Origin of the sequence: Streptomyces sp. NPDC058051, from assembly GCF_042885475.1 — a bacterium.
Classification (GTDB): Bacteria; Actinomycetota; Actinomycetes; order Streptomycetales; family Streptomycetaceae; genus Streptomyces.
The window spans coordinates 144,223-168,075 of record NZ_JBHVRW010000009.1 but is presented as its reverse complement, the minus strand read 5'-3'; the positions used below and the strand labels follow the sequence as shown (position 1 = coordinate 168,075).

The 23,853-nt window shown below is 73.2% G+C and carries 15 protein-coding genes; 12 read left to right on the top strand and 3 right to left on the bottom strand.

Translation table 11 applies throughout. The features are described from left to right. Both ACFVUT_RS16945 and ACFVUT_RS16940 read left to right on the top strand, forming a co-directional pair. On the top strand, positions 1-1,238 hold a 1,238-nt coding region (locus ACFVUT_RS16945), incomplete at its 5' end, for an SUKH-4 family immunity protein (protein WP_389670975.1). Between the two features lie 244 nt (positions 1,239-1,482). Further along, a complete protein-coding gene (locus tag ACFVUT_RS16940; RefSeq protein ID WP_389648902.1) occupies positions 1,483-2,382 on the top strand; it encodes a cellulose-binding protein in 900 nt (299 codons plus the stop codon). A 33-nt stretch (positions 2,383-2,415) separates the two neighbouring features. Here the strand turns inward: ACFVUT_RS16940 and ACFVUT_RS16935 are convergent, their stop codons facing one another. The 3 genes from ACFVUT_RS16935 to ACFVUT_RS16925 form a co-directional block, all read right to left on the bottom strand. Next, positions 2,416-4,038 carry a cation acetate symporter gene (locus ACFVUT_RS16935; RefSeq protein WP_389648905.1) on the bottom strand — a complete coding sequence of 541 codons (1,623 nt, stop codon included), beginning with the start codon at positions 4,036-4,038 and terminating at the stop codon, positions 2,416-2,418. After that, a complete protein-coding gene (locus ACFVUT_RS16930; protein WP_389648908.1) occupies positions 4,035-4,505 on the bottom strand; it encodes a DUF485 domain-containing protein in 471 nt (156 codons plus the stop codon). The genes ACFVUT_RS16935 and ACFVUT_RS16930 overlap by 4 nt, the downstream gene beginning before the upstream one ends. Positions 4,506-4,871: 366 nt before the next feature. Beyond that, positions 4,872-6,347: an MFS transporter gene (locus ACFVUT_RS16925; RefSeq protein ID WP_389649285.1), complete on the bottom strand. Its 1,476-nt coding sequence runs from the start codon at positions 6,345-6,347 to the stop codon at positions 4,872-4,874. Between the two features lie 706 nt (positions 6,348-7,053). Between ACFVUT_RS16925 and ACFVUT_RS16920 the strand changes: the two genes are divergently transcribed. The 10 genes from ACFVUT_RS16920 to ACFVUT_RS16875 all read left to right on the top strand — a co-directional run bounded on the left by ACFVUT_RS16920 (position 7,054) and on the right by ACFVUT_RS16875 (position 23,812). Further along, on the top strand, positions 7,054-7,842 hold the full coding sequence (locus ACFVUT_RS16920) for an ABC transporter ATP-binding protein (protein ID WP_389648910.1): 789 nt from the start codon (positions 7,054-7,056) through the stop codon (positions 7,840-7,842). After that, positions 7,839-10,424, top strand: a complete 2,586-nt coding sequence (locus ACFVUT_RS16915) for an ABC transporter permease (RefSeq protein WP_389648913.1) — start codon at positions 7,839-7,841, stop codon at positions 10,422-10,424. The genes ACFVUT_RS16920 and ACFVUT_RS16915 overlap by 4 nt, the downstream gene beginning before the upstream one ends. Positions 10,425-10,863: 439 nt before the next feature. Then, a complete protein-coding gene (locus tag ACFVUT_RS16910) occupies positions 10,864-11,124 on the top strand; it encodes a hypothetical protein (protein ID WP_389648916.1) in 261 nt (86 codons plus the stop codon). A gap of 9 nt (positions 11,125-11,133) precedes the next feature. After that, positions 11,134-12,987 (top strand): BTAD domain-containing putative transcriptional regulator, encoded by a 1,854-nt coding sequence (locus ACFVUT_RS16905; RefSeq protein ID WP_389648918.1) that lies wholly within the window; start codon positions 11,134-11,136, stop codon positions 12,985-12,987. A gap of 4 nt (positions 12,988-12,991) precedes the next feature. Next, entirely contained in the window at positions 12,992-15,184 is a 2,193-nt protein-coding gene (locus ACFVUT_RS16900) for a TOMM precursor leader peptide-binding protein (protein WP_389648921.1), read from the top strand. Then, a complete protein-coding gene (locus ACFVUT_RS16895; RefSeq protein WP_389648924.1) occupies positions 15,174-17,180 on the top strand; it encodes a TOMM precursor leader peptide-binding protein in 2,007 nt (668 codons plus the stop codon). The genes ACFVUT_RS16900 and ACFVUT_RS16895 overlap by 11 nt, the downstream gene beginning before the upstream one ends. A 14-nt stretch (positions 17,181-17,194) precedes the next feature. After that, on the top strand, positions 17,195-18,787 hold the full coding sequence (locus ACFVUT_RS16890) for a nitroreductase family protein (protein WP_389648927.1): 1,593 nt from the start codon (positions 17,195-17,197) through the stop codon (positions 18,785-18,787). A 47-nt stretch (positions 18,788-18,834) separates the two neighbouring features. Then, positions 18,835-21,606, top strand: coding sequence for a lantibiotic dehydratase (locus ACFVUT_RS16885; RefSeq protein ID WP_389648930.1), 2,772 nt, complete (start codon positions 18,835-18,837; stop codon positions 21,604-21,606). After that, positions 21,603-22,661 carry a lantibiotic dehydratase C-terminal domain-containing protein gene (locus ACFVUT_RS16880; RefSeq protein WP_389648934.1) on the top strand — a complete coding sequence of 353 codons (1,059 nt, stop codon included), beginning with the start codon at positions 21,603-21,605 and terminating at the stop codon, positions 22,659-22,661. The genes ACFVUT_RS16885 and ACFVUT_RS16880 overlap by 4 nt, the downstream gene beginning before the upstream one ends. After that, a complete protein-coding gene (locus tag ACFVUT_RS16875; protein WP_389648937.1) occupies positions 22,658-23,812 on the top strand; it encodes a peptidase M50 in 1,155 nt (384 codons plus the stop codon). Before ACFVUT_RS16880 ends, ACFVUT_RS16875 begins: the two co-directional genes overlap by 4 nt. Positions 23,813-23,853: the final 41 nt, after the last annotated feature.

Below are 23,853 nucleotides of genomic sequence, written 5' to 3'. Positions count from 1 at the left end.
GTCCGCCGGGGGTTCCGGGTGCGCCGCAGCCTCCTGGTCCTCCGGGGCCGCCGGTTCCGCCCGGTTCGACTCCGCCGCCGGGTGGTGGGGTGCATCATGCGGCGACGATGTTTGCGGATCCGAGCATGGGCGGCCTGTCCGCACCGCAGCCTCCGGGGCCGCCCGGACCGCCCGGCGTGCCGGGCGGCGCGCCCGGGCCCGTGCCGCCGAATCCGCACACGCCGGCGCCTCCGGCGTACGGATATCCGCAGGCTCCGGCCGGTCTGCCGACCGTCGGGCCCGGCTACCAGGCCGTGCTGCGCTACCGCGCGCCCGACGGCAGCGAGCAGCAGCTGATCCGCCGTTCGGCGCCCGGCACCCCGCATCCCGAGTGGCAGATGCTGCACGAGCTGCGGGCCATGAACGTGCCGCCGCAGCAGGTCATCGAGCTGCACACCGAGCTGGAGTCGTGCGAGCTGCCCGGCGGCTACTGCGCGCGGATGATCCGTGAGACCTGGCCGCAGGTGCGGATCACCAGCGTCGCCCCGTACGGCACGGATCACGCCAGCCGCCAGCAGGGCATGCAGCATCTGCTCACCCACCAGGGCGAGCTGCACCAGGTGGCGGACGGGCCGGCGCGCCCGGCGCCGGTGCGGGCGCCGCTGCCGCAGGCACCGCCCGCACCGGCGGTGCCTGCGGAGGTCATCGCCCAGGAGTTGCTGCAGGTCTTCGGCCCGCAGGGCATCCTGCGGTTCGACCAGCGCGCGGTGTCCCGTCAGGGGGTGCCCGAGACCGTGGCGCAGACGCTGGTGTGGGCGGGGCTGCCCGCCGACTTCGGGCCGTTCTTCTGGGCGCAGCCGGGTCAGCCGGTGGTGCTGACGCTGGCCGAGCTGGCCGAGCAGCGGCAGGTGCAGGCTGCTCCTGACGCGGGGTCGTACCTCGTCATGGGGTCCGATTTCGGGCGGGCGATCTGCGTGCAGTACGGCACCGCGAACATCGTGGCGGTGCCGGTCGAGGCGGGCCCGGGCGGTCCGTCGGTGGCGCCGCAGTTCGTGAACACGGGGCTGCCGGAGTTCCAGCGCTCGATGGCGCTGCTGGGCCGTATGTGGCGGTTGCGCTTCGGTCTCAACCCGGAGCAGGCGGGCCGCTGGACGGTCGACTTCCAGGCGCAGTTGGTGTCGCTGGACGCGGCGGCGCTGGCGTCGCCGGAGAGCTGGTGGTCCGTCCTTCTCGAACAGATGTGGGACGGGTTGATCTGACCCGGCAGGCTCCGTGGACGGCGCCCGGTCACCCGAGAGGGGGGCCGGGCGTCGTGCTGTCGGCGATGCCGTCGGGATGCGATGCCTGTCGGCGTGTGGTGCCTGCGGCGCGTGTCGGCCTGTGGTGCCTGTGATGCCTGTCGCTTCCGTCCGGAAAGCAGTGAAACGATTCCGACTTCTGTGTCAATTGCCGCATCCTTGACGTATTGCTGGTGGTTCGGAGAGTCGGAAAGAGGCTTCAGGGATGAGTTCTGCACCGGTGCCCGCGCTTGAGTTCGTCGGTGTGCGCGGACGTGGCTACCGTCCGGAGCAGGTGGACCGGGCCGTGGCCGGGCTGTCGGCGGAGCTGGACGGGGCACGGGAGCGGGTCGACCGGCTGACCGCGCTGGTGGAGGAGCTGTCGGCCGAGTCGGTGCGGCTGAACGAGGCCGTCGCCGGGCTCGCCCCGCAGGACTACGCGTCGCTCGGCGAGCGCGCCCAGCAGATCCTGGCGCTGTCCGAGAGCGAGGCCGGGGCCCTGCGCGGGGCCGCCGAGGAGGCGGCGCAGGCGCTTCGGGACACGGCGGACGAGGCGGGCCGGGTGCTCGCCGCCTCGGCGCGTGCGGACTCCGAGGCGATGCGGACCGCGGCCGACCGGCATGCCGACGGGACGCTGGCGGCGGCCAGGAGCACCGCCGGGCTGGTCGTCGCCGGGGCCCGCACGGAGGCCGGGGAGGTGGGGGAGCGGGCCCGGTCGATGAGGGACGCGACGCGTCGCCGTACCGCGAGCGTCCTCGCGAACCAGGAGCAGGAGCACGCCGAGCGGTGGAAGGCGGCCGAGCACGAACTGGCGGAGGCCGAGGCGGCGCAGTCCGCGCTCCACGACCGGCTGACCGAGCAGGCGGAGGCCCGTCTGGAGGAGGCGAGGCGCGCACTGGCCCGGACCGAGGAGGTCGCGCGGCACGGTCAGGAGGACGCCGAGGCGCGGGGCGCGGAGCTGATCGCGGAGGCCGGGGTGCGTGAGGAGTGGGTGGTCCGGGAGACGGAGCGGATCCTGCGGGAGCACGAGGAGGGCCGCGAGGAGGCGCAGGCGCACATGGCGCATGTGCGGAACTCGCTCGCGGCGCTCACGGGGCGGGTGGCTTCGGACCCGGCGGAGGACTGAGTCCGGCCGCCGGGACCTCTGCCCGCGGGTCTTTCAGGGGGTTGCTGCCCTGGGCGGTGTGCCCGCCAGGATCCGCGGCTCCTCGGCCTCGTACAGTCGGCGCTCCTCGACCGCTGTGGGCCGTCCGAACACGGTCCCCAGCCAGCCCGCCAGGAAACCGGCCGGGATGGAGATCAGCCCGGTGGTGGTGAACGGGAACCAGTTGAAGTCGCGTTCGGGGAAGACCGAGGAGGGCGAACCCGAGACCAGATTGGTGCCGGTGATCAGCACCAGGACGGTGACGGTGCCGACGATCAGTGTGCAGAGCAGTCCGGTACGGGTGAAGCGCCGCCAGAACATGCTGTAGACGAGTGCCGGGGCCAGTGCCGACGCGCCGACGCAGAACGAGAGTGTCGCCAGCGCCTGCACGTTCCAGTGTCTGGCCACGACGGCGAGCGTGGTGGCGAGCAGTCCGACGACGACCGCCGAGACCTGTGCCGTACGCATTTCGGACAGGCCGGGCAGCGGCTTTCTGTTCGGGTCGCGCACCCCGTGCAGGCCGTGGGCGAAGAGATCGTGGGCGAGGGAGTTCGCGCAGGCCAGGATCATTCCGGCGACGGAGGCGAGCAGCGTCAGGAAGATCGCCGTCGTCATCGTCGTGACGACCAGTGCGCCCATGCGGCCACCGCCCGCGACGATCCCGCTGATCTGGAGGATCGCGCTGTCTCCGGAGGCTCCGGCGGCGGTGATGCCGTCGTGTCCGACGAGCGCTGCCGCGCCGAAACCGATCACGACGAGCAGCAGGCAGAGCACGGCGACCACGGTGACCGCCCAGGAAAGGGAGCGGCGGACGGCCTGTGTGGAGCGGGCGCTCGCCATGCGCATGGTGACGTGGGGCAGGCAGGCGGCACCGAGCACCACGGTCAGTTCGGAACTGACCATGTCGAGTCCGCTGCCGTTGAACTGGAGCCCCGAGCGCAGGTAGGCGGCCCCGGCGCCGCTGCTGTACCGGGCGGCCGAGATCAGGGCGCCGGTGTCCCAGTCGAAGCGGTTCATGATCAGTACGGAGATGGTGAACGCGGCGACCAGGAGGACCACGGTCTTCACGATCTGGATCAGCGCGGTGCCCTTCATGCCGCCGATCGCCGCGTAGCTGATCATCAGGATGCCGAGCCCGATGATGGCGCCGACGCGGAACCCGGAGCTGTCGAACCCCAGGATGAACGCGAGCAGATCACCGCTGCTGGCGAGCTGGACGACCATCATCGGAACGACCGCGGCGAGGGTGGCCGCGCAGGCGGTGATGCGGACGGCGCGGCCGGGGGCGCGGCGTACGAGCAGATCGCCCATGGTGAACCCGCCCGCGTTGCGCAGCGGTTCGGCCAGCAGGAACATCAGCAGGACGAGCGAGAGGGTGATGCTCAGGGCGAGGATCGTCCCGTCGTAGCCGGTGAGGGCGATGATGCCGGTGGTGCCGAGAACCGTGGCCGCGGAGAGGTAGTCGCCCGCGAGCGCGAGGCCGCTCTGCACGGGGGAGAGCGAGCGCGGGCCGGTGTAGAACTCGTCGAGGTCGTCGCGGTCCGGGCCCATCATCACGCAGAGCAGCAGGGCCACGGTGGCCACGGCGAGGAAGGCCACCAGGGAGAACGACTGCGCGGAGTTGTCGAAGGCGTTCACCGGGCCGCTCCCGTTCCCGCTCTCCGGAGCCGGGCGGCGAGCGGATCGACCGTGTTCCGGGCGGTCCGCTCGTACAGGACGACGGCGAGCAGTGTCACGGGGAATTGGCCGATTCCCAGTGCCAGGCCGAGGGTGAGGCCGGCGAACAGGGGGCGCTCCATGAGGTCCTTGGCGAATCCGGAGAGCAGGAGGAAGACGATGAAGTAGCCGAGCGCGGTCAGCGTCGTGACGCGCCGCAGCAACCGGTACGCGGTGCGCAGCCGGCGCAGATCGCTGTGGTGGCCCTGTGTGGGCGCGGGTGTGGTGGGCGTGCTCGGCGGGGCCGGGAACGGTGAGAAGTCCGGGACCTGCCGGGGCGCGAGGCGTCCGGGATGGGGTGGAGGCGGGGGCTGATGCCGCGTGGACGGCTTCGGCAGCGGTCCGGGCCAGGAGGAGTACGGGGACGAGGGCGGACTTCCGTGCGACATCTGGGTGCTGCTCCTTGCATGGCTCGGTTCCTGGGCTGGACGGCAAAGCAGGAGTGCGGTGTGCTGGTGGGAGCGCGAATATTACTTGTGGGTACGGCAGTTGGGGAAGCGTTGGCGTGAACTGCCGTGGGCCGTTGGCTGACGAACTGACCGGAGTCCGGCACCGGACGCCATCGGTGACGTCCTGGACCGCGTGGGCGGCATGGACGAATCGGATTCCCCGGGCCCGGGCCCACGGCACACGCGGCGGACACCGACGGGACGCCACAGGGCCCGCCGGGGGCCTTCCTGAGGGCGCGTAAGCATGCGTGCGTGCGCGTAGGCGTGCGTAAAGGTGCGGAGGGGTGTGTAAGTCCGCCAGGGTGTCTAGGAGTTGTCCCCGGGTTCCTCGGTGAGGACCGGGAAGCGGCGCGGCGTCACGAAGACCAGCACCAGCAGGGCGAGCGCCGCCGCGGCGGCGGCACCCAGGTAGACGTGGTCGACGGCGGCGTCGACGGCCCGCCGCAGATAGTCCGTCGCCGCGGCGGAGAGCCTGCCCGGGTCGTCCAGGGCCTGCGAGATCGCGTCCAGGTCCCCCGACAGTCCGGGGACCGGTGCGGCGGCCAGCCGGGAGGCCAGGATCCCGTTCGCGACGGCCCCGAAGACCGCGGCGCCGATGCTCTGGCCGACCTGGCGGCAGAAGAGCACGGAGGCGGTGGTCGTACCGCGCTCCGCCCAGCCGACCGTCGACTGGACCCCGACGATCAGCGGCAGTTGGAACAGCCCGAGCGCCGCGCCGAGCAGCAGCATGATCAGGGCGGGCTGCCAGGGCTCGCCCGGATACGGCAGCAGCGGGAAGGCGAGCAGGATCAGCAGGGCGCAGCCCATGCCGATGATCGCGGTGCGGCGGAAGCCGATGCGGTTGTAGACGCGGTTGGAGAGCGCCGCCGACACCGGCCAGCTCAGGGTCATCACGGACAGCACGAAACCGGCGGCGATCGGGCCGAGGCCCAGCACCGACTGGGCGTACGTCGGCAGGAAGACCGTGGGGGCGACCATCAGGAGCCCCATCGCGCCCAGCGCCAGATTGACCGAGGCGATGGTCCGGCGACGCCAGACCCAGCCGGGGATGACCGGCTCCGCGGCCCGCCGTTCGATGGCGACCGTCAGCGCGCCGAGCACCACGCTGCCGCCCAGCAGCCCGAGGGACGGGGCGGAGAGCCAGGGCCAGGCGACCCCGCCCTGGACGAGCGCGGTCAGCAGCAGGGCGCCGGTCGCGAAGACGGCGAGGGCGCCCGCCCAGTCGACACGGGGGCGTGGGGTGCCGGCCGCCCGGCGGGCGCGGGACGGTTCGTGGAGGTGGCGTACGACGAGCCAGAGCGCGACCGCCCCGACCGGCAGGTTGATCAGAAAGATCCAGCGCCAGTCGGCGTACACGGCGAACAGCCCGCCGATCACCGGCCCCGCGACCGCCGATGTGGCCCATACGGTCGACAGCTTGGCCTGGATCCGGGGGCGCTCCTTGAGCGGATAGAGGTCCGCGGCGATGGTCTGCACCGTGCCCTGCAGAGCGCCGCCGCCCAGCCCCTGGACGACCCGGAACGCGATCAGCGCGGCCATGTTCCAGGCGGCGGCGCAGAGCACCGAGCCGAACAGGAAGAGGACGATTCCGGTGATCAGGACCGGCTTGCGGCCGAAGGTGTCGGAGAGCTTCCCGTACACCGGCAGGGTCACCGTCACGGCCAGCAGATAGCCCGAGAACAGCCACGAGAAGACGGAGAAGCCGCCGAGATCGCCGACGATCTGCGGGACGGCGGTCGAGACGATGGTGCCGTCGATGGCGGCCAGCGCCATCCCGAGCATCAGGGCGGCGACCACCGGGCCGCGTCCGCGCGGCGTCGCGGCGGAGGGAGCCGGGTCCACCCCGGCACCGGACGCCGCTTCCGTGCCGCCCGTGTGCCCGCCCGCGGTGCCACCGGGTTCGGACGTCGCCCCGGTGCCGCCGCCCGTGTGCCCGCCCGCGGTGCCACCGGGTTCGGACGTCGCCCCGGTGCCGCCGCCCGTGTGCCCGCCCGTGGCGCCACCGGATCCGGATGTCGCTTCGGCACCGCCGCCCGTATGTCCGCCCGCGCCGCTCACCAAGATTCCTTCCCCGTGCACGTATTTTCTCGGGACACTGTCTCACCCGTGGATCCCGGCGGGGAGGGTGCCGCCGCCCGACGGACCGGACCCAGGCACTCCGCGGCCCGGCCGGCTGCACCTTCGGGTCCAGTCCCCGACACGGGTCTCCACCCTGGGGCCGAAACCCCTAGGGGACGCTCCTCAGTTCGGCCCGGGGGCGGTTCCTCCCGGCGGAGGACGTGACGGCACGGCGGCGTTCCCTAACGTGGTCCTACACCGCGGAAAGTGGCCGATTCCCACGGCACATGCGGCGGACCACACGGGGCGGGGTGGGGAAAACCCCACGCGAAGACGGGGCCGCGCACCAGCGCGCCGGGCCCCCTCGGAACACCAGACTTCACACGTACACCACGACATCCCGAACAGTGACCGGCATAGGAGAAAAACCGTGACAACGGCTGTAACCATTCCCAGGCACGGGGGTACTGGAAGGCACACGGCCGTCGCCGCGCGGGCGCGGCAGGTCGTCAAGGCGTACGGCTCGGGGGAGACCCGCGTCGTCGCACTCGACCACGTCGATGTGGACATAGCCCGCGGGCAGTTCACGGCGATCATGGGACCGTCCGGCTCGGGCAAGTCGACCCTGATGCACTGCCTGGCCGGCCTGGACACCGTGACCTCCGGTCAGATCTTCCTCGACGAGACCGAGATCACCGGGCTCAAGGACAAGAAGCTCACCCAGCTCCGCCGTGACCGGATCGGCTTCATCTTCCAGGCGTTCAACCTGCTCCCCACGCTCAACGCGCTGGAGAACATCACGCTGCCGATGGACATCGCGGGCCGCAGGCCCGACGCGGCCTGGCTGCGGCAGGTCGTGGAGACGGTCGGTCTCGCCGAGCGGCTGAAGCACCGGCCCACCGAGCTCTCCGGCGGTCAGCAGCAGCGCGTCGCGGTGGCCCGGGCGCTCGCCGCCCAGCCGGAGATCATCTTCGGTGACGAGCCCACCGGGAACCTGGACTCGCGGGCCGGCGCGGAGGTGTTGAGCTTCCTGCGCAAGTCGGTCGACGAGCTGGGCCAGACCATCGTCATGGTCACCCACGATCCGGTCGCCGCCTCCTACGCGGACCGGGTGCTGTACCTCGCCGACGGACGCATCGTCGACGAGATGCTCAACCCGACGGCCGACCAGGTCCTCGACCGCATGAAGGACTTCGACGCGCGCGGGCGGACGTCATGAGCGTCTGGAAGACATCGAGGCGCAACTTCTTCGCGCACAAGGGACGCATGGCGCTCTCCGCCGTCGCGGTCCTGCTCTCGGTGGCGTTCGTGTGCGGCACGCTCGTCTTCACCGACACCATGAACACCACGTTCGACAAGCTCTTCGCCGCCTCGTCGGCCGACGTCACCGTGAGCCCGAAGGACGCCGAGGACGACGGCCAGCCCCCGGAGAACGGCAAGCCCGTCACGCTCCCGGCCTCCCTCGTGCAGCAGGTCGCCGGGGCCGAAGGGGTGAAGGGCGCCGAGGGCGCGGTCTCCAGCACGTCCGTCACCGTCGTCGACCGCCACAACAAGAACATGGGCTCGACGACGGGCGCCCCGACCATCGCGGGCAACTGGACGAAGAACGAGCTGCGTTCGATGGAGATCACCTCCGGCAACGCACCGCGCGGCCCCGACGAGGTGATGGTCGACGCCGACACCGCCGAGAAGCACCACCTGAAGATCGGCGACGAGCTGCGCACCATCGCCGCGACCGGCGACATCAACGCGAAGATCAGCGGCATCGCCACCTTCAAGGTCACCAACCCCGGTGCGGCGATCGTCTACTTCGACACCGTCACCGCGCAGACGAAGCTGCTCGGCAAGCCGGACGTGTTCAGCCTCATCTCCGTCACGGCCGAACAGGGCTTCAGCGACACGCAGGTGAAGCAGAACGTCGCCACGGCCATCGGCGACACCTCCGCGTACACGCTCCGCACCCAGAAGGAAGCCACGGACGACGGCAAGGACTCGATAGGCTCCTTCCTCGACGTCATGAAGTACGCGATGCTCGGTTTCGCCGGGATCGCCTTCCTCGTCGGCATCTTCCTGATCGTCAACACCTTCTCGATGCTGGTCGCCCAGCGGACCCGCGAGATCGGCCTGATGCGGGCCATCGGCTCCAGCCGCAGGCAGGTCAACCGGTCCGTGCTGATCGAGGCGCTGTTCCTCGGCGTCATCGGCTCCGTCGCCGGCGTCGCCGCCGGGGTCGGCCTCGCCGTCGGCCTGATGAAGCTCATGAGCGCCGTGGGCCTGGAGCTGTCCACCGACGACCTCACGGTCGCCTGGACGACACCGGTGGTCGGCCTCGCGCTCGGCATCATCGTCACCGTCGTCGCCGCGTACATCCCGGCCCGCCGTGCCGGGAAGATCTCGCCGATGGCCGCCCTGCGCGACGCCGGAACCCCGGCGGACGGCCGCGCGGGACGGATCCGTGCCGCGATCGGCCTGGTCCTCACCCTCGGCGGCGGTGCCGCGCTCCTCGCCGCGACGCGGGCCGACACGTCGAGCGAGGGCTCGCTCCTCCTCGGGGTGGGCGTGCTCCTCAGCCTGATCGGCTTCATCGTGATCGGCCCGCTGCTGGCCGGTTTCGTGGTCCGGGTGCTGAGCGCGGTCCTGCTGCGGATGTTCGGCCCCGTCGGGCGGCTCGCGGAGCGCAACGCCCTGCGCAACCCGCGGCGCACCGGAGCGACCGGCGCCGCCCTGATGATCGGCCTCGCGCTGGTGGCCTGCCTCTCCGTCGTCGGTTCCTCCATGGTCGCCTCGGCCACCGAGGAGCTCGACAAGTCGGTCGGCGCCGACTTCATCGTCCAGTCGTCCGGTGGCGGCGGCGGGCTGATCGTGAATCAGGCCGCGAAGTCCCTCCGGGCCGTGCCGGACATCGAGCACTTCACCGACTACAAGGTCGTCAGCGCCACTCTCACCGCCCCCGACGGCGCCACCGAGGACAAGGCCCTGTCCGCCGTCGCCCCCACGTACAGGGACGACGTCCGCCGCGAGACGGTCTCCGGGAAGCTGGCCGACGCCTACGGCAAGGACGCCATGTCGGTCGGCGAGGGCTACGCCGCCGATCACGGCATCGAGGTCGGCGACCGGATCACCGTCGCGTTCAAGGGCGGCGGGACGGCGAAGCTCAAGGTCGCCGCGATCACCTCGGACGACGTGACCATCGACAAGGGCGCGATGTACACCGACCTCGCGACCGCCGCCCGCCACGTCCCCGCCGACGCCCTGCCGGACAGTGCGCTCATGTTCGCGAAGGCCGTGGACGGCAAGGAGAAGCAGGCGTACGCCGCACTGAAGGACGCCCTCGCCGCGTACCCGCAGTACGAGGTGAAGAACCAGGCCGACTTCAAGCAGCAGCTGAAGGACCAGATCGGTCAGCTGCTGAACATCGTCTACGGCCTGCTGGCGCTCGCCATCATCGTCGCGGTGCTCGGTGTCGTGAACACCCTGGCCCTGTCGGTCGTCGAGCGGACCCGTGAGATCGGCCTGATGCGCGCCATCGGCCTCTCCCGCCGCCAACTGCGCCGGATGATCCGCCTGGAGTCCGTCGTCATCGCGGTCTTCGGCGCCCTGCTCGGCCTGGGCCTCGGCATGGGCTGGGGCACGGCCGCACAGAAGCTGCTGGCCCTGGAGGGCCTCGGCGTCCTGGAGATCCCGTGGCCGACGATCCTCACGGTCTTCGTCGCCTCGGCCTTCGTCGGCCTGTTCGCGGCCCTGGTCCCGGCGTTCCGGGCGGGCAGGATGAACGTCCTGAACGCGATCGCCACGGACTAGTCGCTCTGTCCCGGCAGGCATTGCCTGTCGCGGGCACTGCCGGTCACAGCACCGGCCGGAGCCGCGGTCCACGTAGAATGACGCACAGGCCCCGGGGTGTTCCTCCAAACACCCCGGGGCCTGACGCGTGCCCGGCGCGCCCGGGCCGCCGCACACGCCGGAGGCCGTGCGCGTGGCAGTGCCGCCGGAGGCCGTGCGGGTGGCAGTGCGCGGGCCGTGCCGCCGCAGGCCGTGCGCGGTGTCGTCCGACGCCGTCGTCGCCGCGCACGACCCTGCGATCCATGGCGCTGTTCCGGACACCGCGGCCGGAACCCTTGCACGAAGCTGCCGCGGGCCGTGCAGCAAGCTGACACGGCCGGGCCCGCCCCCGCGCCCCCGTCGCTGGCATCGTCGTCCTGCCGGGAACCCCCGGCAGGACGCAACAGCCGAAGGGGAAATCGTGTTCAGGTCTTCGCTTTCGCGCCAGTACGCCGGCGCCGCACGCACCGCCGCCGTCACCGGTCTCACCCTCGTCGCGCTCACGCTCTCCGCCGGTGGCGCCGCCGCCTCGGGAACGGCCTCCGCCGGTTCCTCGGGCCGGCAGCACGGTTCGGGGCACATCGTCCGGACGTTCTGTACGCGGCTGGGGGCGGCGGTCGACCGGCTGCCCGCGCCCGCCGCGGGGCCGGACGTGTGCAAGCTGGTCAACGGCTGGGACTAGACCGCCGTGATGCGGTTTCAGCTCCTAGGGCCGCTGACCCTCACGGACGGCCCCGAAGCCGTCGTGCTCCAGCCGTCGAAGCCCACGATCCTGCTGGCGGCGCTCCTGCTGCACGCCAACGCCGTCGTGTCCGCCGACTACCTCCAGCGGGCCGTATGGGGAGAGGAACAGCCGGCCACCGCCAAGGCCGCGCTCCAGACCTGCGTCCTGCGGCTGCGCCGCCTGTTCACCAAGCACGGGGTGACGGAGACATCGATCGAGGCGGTGCCCGGGGGCTACCGCATCACCGCCGAGCCGCACTCCCTGGACCTGCTCGGCTTCCGCGACCAGGTGCGCCGCGCGGTGCTGCTGTCGGACGACCCGGAAGCGGAACTCTGCGCGCTCAAGGACGCGCTGTCCCTGTGGCAGGGCTCGCTGCTGGCCAACGTGCGCTCCGATGTGCTGCACCGGGACGAGGTGCCGCGCCTCGCCGAGGAACGACTGCGCAGCGTGGAGCGGGTCTGCGATCTGCTGCTGGGACTGGGCCGCCACGGGGACGCCCTCGTCGAACTGTGGACCGCTACGCGCGTATACCCGGGACATGAGCGCCTCCACGAGCAGCTGATCGAAGCGCTCTACCGGACGGGACGCCAGACCCAGGCCCTCGCCGAGTACCGCAGGGTCAAGGCGTTCCTGCTGGACGAGCTGGGTGTCGACCCCTCACCCGCCCTGCAGCAGCTGGAACTCGCGATCCTGCGCGGCGAGGATCTCGGGGCCGTGGCCGGCCGGACCCCGCGGCTGCCGGGCACCGCCGTCCAGCGGCGCGGAGCCGCCGGGCTGCCCGCTGCCGCCGCGCGCGTCGTCGAAGGGGAAGTGATCCCGGCCCCGGCCCCGGCCGGGCCCCGAACGGCCGCGCCCGCCACGCTCCCACCGGTTCCCGCCGTACCGAACTTCACCGGGCGGGACGCCGAGACCGCCGCCATGGTGGCCCGCCTCACCGCCCCGGCCGTCCCCGGCGAGAGCGACCGGCACCCGCTGACCGTCCTGGTGTCGGGAGCCCCCGGCATCGGCAAATCGGCCCTCGCCCACCACGTCGCCCACCTGGTGCGGGACACCTTCCCGGCCGGCCGGCTGCTGGTGCGGACGACCCGGCCGGACGGCGAACCCCGCGCCGCCGACGATGTCGCGGCGGAGGTCTCGGCGGCCCTGCACCCCGGACGGCCGGGCGAACGCGCCCTGCTGGTACTCGACGACGTGGTGGACGCCGATCAGGTGCGCCCCCTGCTGCCCGTCGTCGCGCAGGCGCGGGGCGCCGTGATCGTCACCAGCCGGATGGGGCTCGCCGGACTCGTCGCCACGCACGGCGGGTGGGTGCACCGGCTCTCCGCGTTCACCGGGGCGGAGTCGTACGCGCTGCTGCTGTCCGTGCTCGGCGCCGAGCGCGTCGAGGCGGAACCGGACGCCGCGCACCGGCTCACGGCGCTGTGCGGTCACTTCCCGCTCGCACTGCGCATCCTGACGGCCCGTCTGCTGACCCGGCCCGGGCTGCGGCTCGGCGACGCCGTCGGCTGGCTGGGCGAGGACCCGCTCGCGCGGCTCGCCCTCACCGACACCCCGGGCCTCTCCGTGACGGCTCACCTCGACGGTGCGCTGAACCGGCTCGACCCGCGGCTCTCCGAGGCGTTCCTGCGGGTCGCGGCAGCACCCCGGGACACCTTCACGGCCGAGGAGATCCCGGCCGTCACCGAAGCGGTACTGGAACGGCTGGCCGACGCCGGACTGCTGGAGGACGGCCCGCCCGGCCCGTACCGCATCCACGAACTGCTCCGCGCCTACGTACGACGAACCGACCAGGCACGCATCCGCCGCACAGAGAAGGTGTGACCCCATGGCCGAGACCGCCGCAACCGCCGCATCCGCCGCGACCGGGACGTTCGACGCGCTCGCCGGAACCCGGCCCCGCATCCGCCGGGACGTGCTGTTCACCGAGACGCCCGGCGGCGTGCTCTTCCACAACGCCGACGGCGGGTTCCACCTGGCCGGCCGCACCGCGTACCGCTTCGCCTCCCTCGTCGTCCCGCACCTGGCCGGTCACCACCGGCTCGCCGATGTCTGCGCGGGCTTCGGGCCGGGGCAGCGGGCGATGGCGGCGGAGCTCGTCAAGACGCTGTACGAGCGGGGGTTCGCCCGCGACGTGCCCGAGGCCGGCACCGGGGCCCGGCCGGTGCCGGACGAGGTGGCGGAACGGTTCGCGGCCCAGATCGCCTACCTCGACCACTACGCCGACGGGGCGCCGGAGCGCTTCGCCCGCTTCCGCGCCACCCGCGTCGCCGTGCTCGGGGACGACGAGGTCGCCCGGTGGTGCGCGCTGAGCCTGCTGCGCAACGGATGCGTGCGGATCGGCACCACCGCGGAGTCCGGCGAGGTCACGGCCGAGGCGGACCGGTCGGCCGCCCGGGTGGACACCGTCGGCGCCGGTACCGTGGCCGGCTGGCAGGACCTGGACGGCTACGACGTCGTCGTGGTGACCGGGGCCGGTGCCGGGGCCCGCACCCAGCGGCTGCTGGCCGCCGGGGTGCCCGAGGGCCGGACCCTGATCCCCGCCTGGCTGTTCGGCGAGCGCCTGGTCGTCGGCCCGCTCTCCACCGCCTCCTCCACCGGCTGCTGGTCCTGCGCCGTGCTGCGGCTCGGCGCCAACGTGTCCGCCGGACAGGCCGCCGAACTGTGGAGCGAGGCGGCGGGCGCCGCACCGGTGTCCGGGCACGAGGTGTCCGGCCCGGTCGCCGCGATGGTGGGCAACCTCCTCGGCTACGAGATCTTCCGCCTCACCACGGGCGCGCTGCCCGCCGAGACGGACGGCCAGGCCCTCGTCCAGGACCTGGCCTCGCTGGACGTGATGTCCGAACCGGTCCTGCGGCACCCCCGCTGCGTCCGCTGCGCCGCCGTGGATCCGCGGGAGCCGGCCCCGGCGCTGCCGGACGGCCTGGCGCTTCCGGTCACGCCGACCGTGGAGACCGCCCGCGACGCGGAGGCCATGGTCGAGGACCTGAACCGGATCGGCGCGGTGCTGGTACGCCCGCACACCGGGGTCTTCAGCCGGTACGACGACGAGGGGCTGACCCAGACCCCGCTGAAGATCAGCCGCGTCGACGTGGCGCTCGGCGCCGGCCCGCGGCGACGGATCGCCGCCTTCGACGTCCACCACCTGGCGGGCGCGCGGATGCGGGCGCTGTACGCGGCGGCGACCGCGTACGTGGAGCACGTCGTGCCCCTCGACCCGGCCGCCGGGACGGCGGCGGACCGGACCCTGGGGCCGGACGCCCTGACGACCGGGGGCGGGAGCGGTGCCGCGCCGCTGGCCTGGACCGTCGCGACCTCGCTCATCGGCAAGGAACCGGTCCGGGTGCCGGCCGCCGCCGTACGGAGCTTCGGGGCGCACAACCGCGACCGGATCCACCTCGCGACGGTCGCGGGAGCGGGCGCGGGCGCGGACGCGCGGGAGGCGGCGGGCGTCGGGCTGATGTCGGCGCTGGCACATGACGCGCTGCTGCGGGCGGTCCGGGGCGCGACGCGGGTGAGCCCGGTCGCCGACGGCGGCGACGACCCGGAGCTGGTGTTCCTGCTGAAGTCCGCCGCCAACCTGGACCTCGCGGTGGACCTGCTGGACCTCGGGGAGGCGGAGCGCACCTCGGCCCATGTGGTGCTGGCCCGGGAGTCCGACGGCGGGGGCGAGGGCCGGTGGGCGGTCGGCGCGGGACTGTCGTGCCGGGAGGCGGCCTGCGCCGCGGTGCGGGACCTGCTCGGCCGGGCGCAGCTCGCGGCCGAGGACCCGGACGCGGACGTCGACCCGGGCGACCCGCTCGTCCGCGACCTCGCCGCCGCGAGCATCGCCGTGACCGGCGGCCCGGTCGCCGCGGACGGGCCCGCGACCACGTTCGCCGCGGTGCTCGACCGGCTCCGGCTCGCCGGACGCGACGCGCTGTACGTGCCCACCACCCCGGCCGATCTCGCCGCCGGGTCCATCAGCACCGCCCGGGTGCTGCTCACGGTGGACGGCGAGGGCGGCCCCGATGCCCGTTGAGACCCCGGTCCGTGACCACCCGCGGACGACGGAGCCCGCGCCGTGGACGGATGCCGCGGCCACCCTCGCGGCACTCCTCCACGACGCACTGGCCCACCACGGCACCCCGCCGCCGCTGGACGTGGCGCCGCTCGGCGTACGCGACGCCTTCGCGCCCGAAGCGGCCGGTCCCGGGGCCGGGTCCGGTCCGGACGACCTGGCCGGTCCCGGCGCCGTGCCCGCCGTGCCCGTCCGCTTCTACGGCCGGCACGTCGTCGTCGGACCCTTCGCGCCGCCCGGACGCCCCGGCCGACGGGTCTGCGCGCACTGTCTCGAACGGCGGTGGCAGGCGGTCCGGTCCGTCGCGCTGCGCGAGGCGCTGGAGCTCGGTTCGGGCACCCGGACCGCCGGGGAGTTCCCCTACCTCACCCCGTTCGCCGCGCACACGCTCGCCGGGGTCGTCGCCTCCCGGCTCGGCGGCGGCGGACCGGACACCGGCGCCCTGCCCGCCGTGCACCTGGTGGATCTGGAGACCCTGCTGGTCCGGCACTACCCGCTCGTCCCGGACCCCGAGTGCCCGCGGTGCGGGGTGACGGAACCGGACACCGCCGACGCCGCCGCGATCACCCTGCGCCCGGCGCCCAAACGCCGGCCCGGCAGCTTCCGGGTCCGGGACATCGGGACGTACGACCTGCCTGTCGCGCCCTACGCCAACCCGGTGTGCGGATCGCTCGGCCCGTCCGTCGTCCAGGACGTCTCCTCCACCTCCACCTCCGCCACCATCGGCTGCTTCTCCATGCGTTCGGGGGAGTACCTGCGCGAGACCTTCTGGGGCGGCCACGCCGACACCTTCGCCGAAAGCCTGCGGATCGGGGTGCTCGAAGGTCTGGAGCGGTACGCGGGCATGCGGCCCCGGTCCCGCGGGGCGCGCACGCGCGACTCCCTGAACGCCCTGCGCGCGCGCGGCGAGCACGCGCTCGACCCGCGCGTGTGCGGGCTGTACTCGGACGCCTTCCACCGCGCCAACCCCCGGATCACCCCGTTCTCCCCGGACCGTGCCGTCCCCTGGGTCCACGGCTGGTCCCTGCGCGACGGGCGCGCGGTCCTGGTGCCCGAAGTCCTCACGTACTACCACGCACCCGGCCTGGAGAACCGCTTCGTCCAGGAGAGCTCCAACGGCTGCGCCTCCGGGGGCTGCCTGGAGGAGGCCGTCTACTTCGGGCTGATGGAACTCGTCGAGCGCGACGCGTTCCTGCTCACCTGGTACGGGCGGGCCGCGCTGCCGGAGATCGACCCGCGCACCAGCCGCCGCCCGGCCACGCGTCAGATGGTCGACCGGCTGGAGATGTACGGCTACGAGGCCCGCTTCTTCGACACCCGGATCTCCTTCCCCATCCCGGTCGTCACGGGCGTCGCCGTGCGGAGGGACGGCGGCCCGGGCCTGATGTGCTTCGGCGCGGGTGCCGGACTCGACCCGGAAGCGGCCCTGGCCGGGGCACTGTGCGAGATCGCCACCGACGCGGTGAACCTGCGCGGACGCACCGAGCGCGACGAGGAACGGCTGCGCGCCATGGCGGACGACTTCCACCGGGTCGAGGCGCTGCACGACCACCCGCTGGCCTACGGCATCCCGGAGATGGGCCGGCACGCGCACTTCCTGACCGGTGAGCCGGGGGCGCCGCGCCCGCCCCTGCGGTCCTTCGACGAACTGTACGGGGACGGCTCGGTGCTGCCCGCCTCCGACGACCTGCGGGACGACCTGACCCGGTGCGTGGACGCCGTCACCGCCGCCGGGTTCGACGTGATCGTCGTCGACCAGACCATGCCGGAACAGCGCGAGCTGGGCCTGACCACGGTCGGCGTCCTCGTGCCCGGGCTGCTGCCCATCGACTTCGGGTGGACCCGGCAGCGCGCGCTCGGCATGGACCGGCTGCGCACCGCCCTGCGCGAGGCCGGACTGCGCGAGCGCGATCTCACCGACGCCGACCTCAACCCCGCCCCGCACCCCTTCCCGTGACCGAGGAGCCCGCCATGGGGTACGCCCATGAATACGCCGCCGCGATCCTTCATCGCGGCCGGATCCCGATGGATCCCGTCGACTACGTGCCGAACTGGTCGGACGGCCCGCGCAAGGCCAAGTTCTACCCCGGCGTCGACAGCTTCCCGCTGCCCGCCTGCCCCTACCCGGCCGACGCCGCCGTCGACCGGGGCCTCGCCCAGGAGACCGGCGAGGGAGCCGAGTTCGACCTGACGCTGCTCGCCGGGATGCTCCGTGACTCCTACGGCCTGACCGGCCGCCGCCTGGGCGTCCAGGCCAACACCGACCTCGGCGCCCTGCCGCACTACCCGCTCGCCAACTGGTCCCGGGGTGCCGCCTCCGGCGGCGGGCTCTACCCGGTCGGCGTCTACTGGGTGTCCGGGCCGAGCGGCCCCGTACCCCCGGGGGTGCACTACTACTCCACCCGGCACCACGCGATGCAGCGGCTGCTCACCGGCGACGTGTCGGACGAGGTGCGGGCGGCGCTCGGGGACGGGGCGCCCGGCCCGGACACCGATCAGTACCTGGTCCTCGGCATCAAGTACTGGCAGAACGCCTTCAAGTACAACAACTTCTCCTTCCACGCCGTGTCCATGGACCTCGGCGCCTGCGTGCAGACCTGGCGCATGTGGGCCGGCGCCCGCGGGCTGCGCGTCGAGCCCGCGCTCTGGTTCGACGAGGAGCGCCTCGGACGGCTGCTCGGCGTGGACACCGAGGAGGAGGGCGTCTTCGCCGTCGTACCGCTGAAGTGGGCCGGGGCCGCCCGGCGGGGCGGGGCCGCCTCCCGCACCACGTCCCCGGCCCCGGTCTCCGTGTGCCACCGGGACCGCGAGCGCTCCCGCACGGTGCTCGCCTTCGACGCGCTCCGCCGGATGCAGGCCGTCACCGCCGCCGGTGCCACCGACCGCCCCGGCCCGGACGCGCTCGCCCCCGCCGCCGCGCACCCCGCCGACCCGAACCGCCCCGAGGTGGCGCTGCCGCCCTGCCGGCCGCTCGACACGGACGTACGCACCGCGCTGCGCGCCCGCCGCAGCAGCTTCGGCCGCTTCGACGCGCAGCGCCCCATCGACGCCGAGCAGTTGGCGGCCTGCCTGGCGGCCTGCGCGGCCGGTTCGCGGATCGGCGGGGACAGCGGGGGGCAGCGGCTGGCGAAGCTCTACGCGTTCATCGGCCACGTCGAGGGGATCACGCCCGGCGCGTACGCGTACGACCCCGACGCGCACAGCCTGCGCCTGGTGAAGGCGGGCAGACCGGGGGAGTTCCTGCAGAAGAACTACTTCCTGTCGAACTACAACCTGGAACAGGCGGCCGCGGTCCTGGTGCCCACCGTCCGCACCGAAGCCGTCCTCGACGCCGTCGGGGACCGTGGCTACCGCCTGGTCAACGCCACCGTCGGGGCGATCGCCCAGACCGCCTACACCGCCGCGTCCGCCGCGGGCATCGGCTGCGGGGTGGCGCTCGGCTTCGACAACATCTCGTACATCGAGGAACTCTCGCTCGCCGGCACGGGCGAGGCGCCGCTGCTGATCATGATGATCGGCAACGAGCGGCCCGCCCCGGCCGACTTCCGGTACGAGATCGCCTGAGCGCCGCCACCGTGGACGACGACCGGAACGAGAAGGGGAGACCCGCCATGACGCCGGACCACCCATCCACCGCCACCGCCACCCGCCCCCGCTTCATGCTGCGGGTCGCCGGGCTGCCGGTCGACAGTGTCCGGGCCCTGCGCTGTCCGGAGAGCCGCCGCTGGGCCGATGAGGTCCTGCACGCCACCGAGCGGTCACGTGCCGACGGCGAGCGGATCGGCGACCTGATCCACGGCCTCGTCGGCGGCAGCGAGGACGAGGACCTGCGCCGCACGCTCCTCGGGCTGCGCCGGGACGTCTTCAACAACCGGCTGCCGCGCCCCGGGACCGCAGAGCGCGCACTGGCCCTCGTACGGGAGCGGGACGCGGCGGCCGGCACGGCGCTGGCACAGTGGCTGACCGGCCGCCGCCGGCTGGACGAGCACCGGGCGGCGGGCGCCGCCCTGCTCGCCGACGAGACCCGGCGCGCCCGCGACGCGCTGCGTCGGCTGGCGGGCGAGGAACGACTGCGCAAGGGGCTGCTGCTGGCGTCCCCGGCGCTGGACGCCCAGCTCGACACGTACACGAGGAGCGGTGCCGGCACCGTCCCGGACAAGAAGCGGCGCAAGATCGAACGCTCGCTGCTGTCGTACCTGTACCGCACCGCGTGCAAGACCAGCCCGTTCTCCACGTTCACCGGCGTCGCCCTCGGTGCCTTCGATGAACCCGCCGAGGGCCGTGAACCCGCCGGGGGCCGTGAATCCGCCGGGGGCTCCGGACCCGCCGAGGACCGGGGGTTCCGGGTCCGGGTCGACGACGCGTGGACCGGGCGGCTGCGGCTCAACGTCGTCGCCGTCGGCAGGCTCGCCGAGGCGGTGGTCGCGGACCCGGCCCGCCGCGCCGACCTGCCGGTCGCCCCGGCCTCCGGCTGGAACCGCGACGACGACCGGGTCCGCTACGTGCGCCGCTGGGTCACCCAGGGCGACGAGGACACCGCCGTCACCTTCGACGCGGTGAAGGACCGGCTGTTCTTCCTCCGCCGCAGCGGCACCCTGGAACGGCTGCTCGGCCTGTTCGAGGAGCGCGGCACCGTGCGCCACGGGGAGCTGGCCGACTGGCTCGCAAAGGACCAGGGCGCCGACGAGGAGGAGTGCGCCCGCTACCTCCAGGCACTCCTCGACCTCGGCATGGTCCAGGTCCCGTGCCTGCGCACCGAGGTCCACGACACGGACCCGCTGGACGCCTTCCGCACCTCGCTGCGCGGACTGGACCGGCCCTGGGCGGACCGGCTCGCCGGCCTGCTCGACGCCCCGGCGTCCTGCGTCGCACGGTTCGCCGACGCGGACCCGGCCGGACGGCGGGCCCTCATGGACGAGTTGCGGGCCGCGCTGCGCACCGTCCAGGAGGACGAACTCGGCGTGGAGCGGGCGAGGATCCCGCAGACCCTGCTGTACGAGGACGTGGCGGCCGGACGGCACACCGGGCTCTCCGCCCGGGCCTGGGAGGACCTGGCGGCCGGACCGCTCGGCGCGGTGGAACGCGTCCTGCCCGCCTTCGACCTGACGCTGCCGCAGCGCGTCACGTTCAAGGGGTTCTTCACCGCCCGGTACGGGCGGGGCGGACGCTGCGACGACCTGCTGAAACTGGTCCACGACTTCCATGAGGACTTCTTCGACCAGTACATGTCGTTCACCGCGAAGCGCACCGCGTTCGACGCGGACGGGAACTACGTACCGGAGGAGAACTGGCTCTCCCTGCCGCAGCTCAAGGCCCTCGACACGGCCCGGCAGACGTTCGTGGAGCGGATGCGCGCCCTGTGGGCCGTCTGGGAGAAGGAGGGCGGCGGCGCCGGCGAGATCCGGGTGGACGGCGACCTCCTCGACGAGGTGGCGGCGGAACTCACCCCGCTGCGGACCGAGTTCACCCCGCTCGCGCACCATGTGCAGATCGTGGACCGGCCCGCTGATCCGCTGGTCGTCCTCAACCGCTCCTACGGAGGCGTCTCCTTCCCGTTCAGCAGGTTCACGCACCTCTTCGACGGCCTCGACGCACAACTGCTCGCCGCCACCGCCGGGCTGGTCTCCGAGGACGCCGTCCTCGCCGAGGTCACCGGCGGGCCCGTCACCAGCAACCTCAACCTGCACGGCCGGCTGACCGAGTACGAGATCGTCTGCCCCGGCGAGCGCGGCACCCTCCCCGCCTCCCACCGCATCCACCTGGACGACCTGCATCTCGTCCACGACCCGGCCACGGACCGGCTCGTGCTGCGCTCCACCCGGCTGGGCAAGGAGGTGGTGCCCGTGTACCTCGGCTATCTCGTCCCCCTGGCCCTGCCCGAACTGCCCCGCACCCTGCTGCTGCTCTCGCCGACCTCCATGTCCCCGCTCAACGTGTGGGGCGGCGTGCCCGAGGGCGCGGCGGAGGGCGGAGTCACCCGGAGGCCGCGGGTCCGGCACGGCAGCGTGGTGCTGAGCCGGCGCAGCTGGAGCGCGCCCGCCGCCGTGCTGCCGCTGCGCGGGCCGGGGACCGGCGACGACACCTGGTTCCTGGGCTGGCACGCGTTCCGCCGCGCCCACGGCCTGCCGGACCGGGTCTTCGCCACCGTCGCGGACAGCGGGGCACGCGGGGCGACCGGCACCAAGCCGAGCTACGTCGACTTCGACAGCCCGCTCTCCCTGTCCGCGTTCGAGGCGCTGATCAGGAGCGCCGGGGCCCGGGTCGTGTTCCGGGAGATGCTGCCGGACGAGGACGGGCTGCACACCGTCTCCGGCCGGGGCCGGCACGTTGCCGAACTCGCGGTGGAGACCGTCACCCCCGTCCGAAGGAGAGACCAGTCATGAGCACCGCACCCTCCACCCGGGCCGCCGGACGGACCGGCCGGTCGGGGGCCTGGCAGGCCACCCACATCTTCTACGCCGCCAACCCCCGCCCGATGCTCACCCACTGCATCCGCCCCCTGGTGGCGGAGCTGGCGGCGGACGGCCTGCTCGCGGGCTACTTCTTCATCAACTACTGGTTGGAGGGCCCCCATGTGCGGCTGCGGATCAGGCCGTCCGCCCCGGATGCCGAAGCCGAGGTCCGGCGCCGCACCGAGGCGGCCGTCGACGCCTTCCTGGCCGAGCGGCCCGCGCTGTACGAGGTCGACTCCGGCTTCCTCAACGACTTCTACAACACCCTCTTCGACATCGAGTTCCCCGGCGCCGAACGCGGCGACTACATGGACGACCAGGGCCGGATGAACCTGCGCCCCAACAACTCGCGCAGCGACGAGCGTTACGAACCGGAGTACGGCAAATACGGCGGCCCGGCCGGGATCGAGCTGGCCGAATGGCACTTCCGGCACTCCAGCGACCTCGTCATCGACGCTTTCCGGACGAAGAACCTCCACCTGCGGACCGTGCTGCTCGGCACCTCCGCCCAGCTGATGATGGTGATGTCCGCGGCCTTCCTGCCCGGCCGGCGGGAACTCGCCGACTACCTCGACAGCTACTACGCGTTCTGGCACCGGGCCTTTCCCGGCACCGGCTTCATCGGCAGCGACGAGTACGACCGCAACTACGCCTCGATGGCCGCGGGCCTGGCCGGCCGCTTCGCCCGCGTCCGGGCCGCCGTCGCGGGCGAGGAGGGCGCGGCCCGCCTGCCCGGATTCCTCGCCGGATGGGCCGAGCACTGCGCCGAACTGCGGGAGCGGGCCGTCAAGCTGACCCTCGACGGCGATCTGACGTTCCGCTCCTGGGACGGCGAGCGCGACGAGACGGTCACCGACCCGGCGGCCTCCCTGCCGCTGCTCCTGTCCCCGTACATGCATATGACCAACAACCGGCTGCACGTGACGATCCGGGACGAGGCGTACCTCTCGCACGTGCTCGGCCGGGCCCTGCGGGAGCCGGGATGAGCGCCGCCGACGCCCTCGCCGAGTACCGGCCCGCACTGCGGCCCCGGGTCCTGCTCAGCGACGCGCTGCTGCACGGCGCCGCGACGGTGCACCTGATCAAGGACACCGACAGCGGCAGCTCCTTCAGGGTCGGGCCGAAGGAGCACTTCCTCATCGCCAGGATGGACGGGGAGCGCAGCCTGCGGGAGATCGGCGAGGAGTACGCGCGGGAGTACGGGCGCAGGCTGGACGGCGCGCGCTGGCAGCAGATCCTGCGGATGCTCGGCTCCCGCGGCCTGCTGGCCGGGGCACCTGCGGCGACGGAGTCCGCCGTGAAGGCCGCTGTGGCCGGTGCGGCTGCGGCCGGGGGGTCTTCCGCCGCACCCTCGGCGGCGTCCCGACGCGGGGTGCTGCGCGGCAGTGTCCGGCTGGTCGCCGACGCGGACGCCACCACCGCCCGGCTGCACCGGGTGGTGGGCTTCCTGCTGGCCCCGGGATGGCTGGTGCCCCTGCTGGTCCTGGTGGCGGCGATGGAGACGGCCGTCGTGGTGAACGCGGGCGAACTCCTGGTCGACACCCGGGACCTGTTCACCAACCCGGTGCTGCTGACGGGCACCGCGACCCTGCTCTGGTTCAGCACCGCCCTGCACGAACTCGCCCACGGGATCGTCGCCCGGCACCACGGCGGCACCGTGGCCGAAATAGGTCTGCGCTGGCGACTGCCCGTGGTCATCATGTACTGCACAGTCGGCAACTACCTCTACCTGGGCTCGCGTCGGCAGCGCATCCACACGGCGTCGGCGGGCGCGGTGATGAACCTGCTGTTCCTGCTGCCGTTCTGCGCACTGTGGCTGTTCGCCCCCCTGGACACGGCCACGCACGACGCGCTCGGCGGCCTGCTGCTCCTCGGCAGCGTCCAGGCGTTCGCCATGCTGGTCCCCCTTCCGCCGCTCGACGGCTACCGGATCGTGAGCCAGCTGTGCGGTGCCACCGAACTGGCCGCGTCGACCGGTACGTACCTGCGCCTGGCCGCCCGTCGCGACCCGGCGGCTGCCGCGTACCCGCGCCGCGCCCGGACCGCGTACCTCGCCTACGGGCTCGGATCGGTGCTCGTGCTCGCGCTGATCCTCGCCGCCGCCGTGGCGGCTGCCCACCATCTGCTGACCGTGTGACCACGGGCGACCGTGCGACCGACGACCGCAAGGAGAAGTCC

Coding starts and splice junctions, on each gene's coding strand:
- ACFVUT_RS16900 (WP_389648921.1), top strand. CDS start 12,992: ATGGCCGAGACCGCCGCAACCGCCGCATCCGCCGCGACCGGGACGTTC.
- ACFVUT_RS16905 (WP_389648918.1), top strand. CDS start 11,134: ATGCGGTTTCAGCTCCTAGGGCCGCTGACCCTCACGGACGGCCCCGAA.
- ACFVUT_RS16875 (WP_389648937.1), top strand. CDS start 22,658: ATGAGCGCCGCCGACGCCCTCGCCGAGTACCGGCCCGCACTGCGGCCC.
- ACFVUT_RS16925 (WP_389649285.1), bottom strand. CDS start 6,347: ATGCTCGGGATGGCGCTGGCCGCCATCGACGGCACCATCGTCTCGACC.
- ACFVUT_RS16880 (WP_389648934.1), top strand. CDS start 21,603: ATGAGCACCGCACCCTCCACCCGGGCCGCCGGACGGACCGGCCGGTCG.
- ACFVUT_RS16915 (WP_389648913.1), top strand. CDS start 7,839: ATGAGCGTCTGGAAGACATCGAGGCGCAACTTCTTCGCGCACAAGGGA.
- ACFVUT_RS16890 (WP_389648927.1), top strand. CDS start 17,195: ATGGGGTACGCCCATGAATACGCCGCCGCGATCCTTCATCGCGGCCGG.
- ACFVUT_RS16895 (WP_389648924.1), top strand. CDS start 15,174: ATGCCCGTTGAGACCCCGGTCCGTGACCACCCGCGGACGACGGAGCCC.
- ACFVUT_RS16940 (WP_389648902.1), top strand. CDS start 1,483: ATGAGTTCTGCACCGGTGCCCGCGCTTGAGTTCGTCGGTGTGCGCGGA.
- ACFVUT_RS16885 (WP_389648930.1), top strand. CDS start 18,835: ATGACGCCGGACCACCCATCCACCGCCACCGCCACCCGCCCCCGCTTC.
- ACFVUT_RS16930 (WP_389648908.1), bottom strand. CDS start 4,505: ATGTCGCACGGAAGTCCGCCCTCGTCCCCGTACTCCTCCTGGCCCGGA.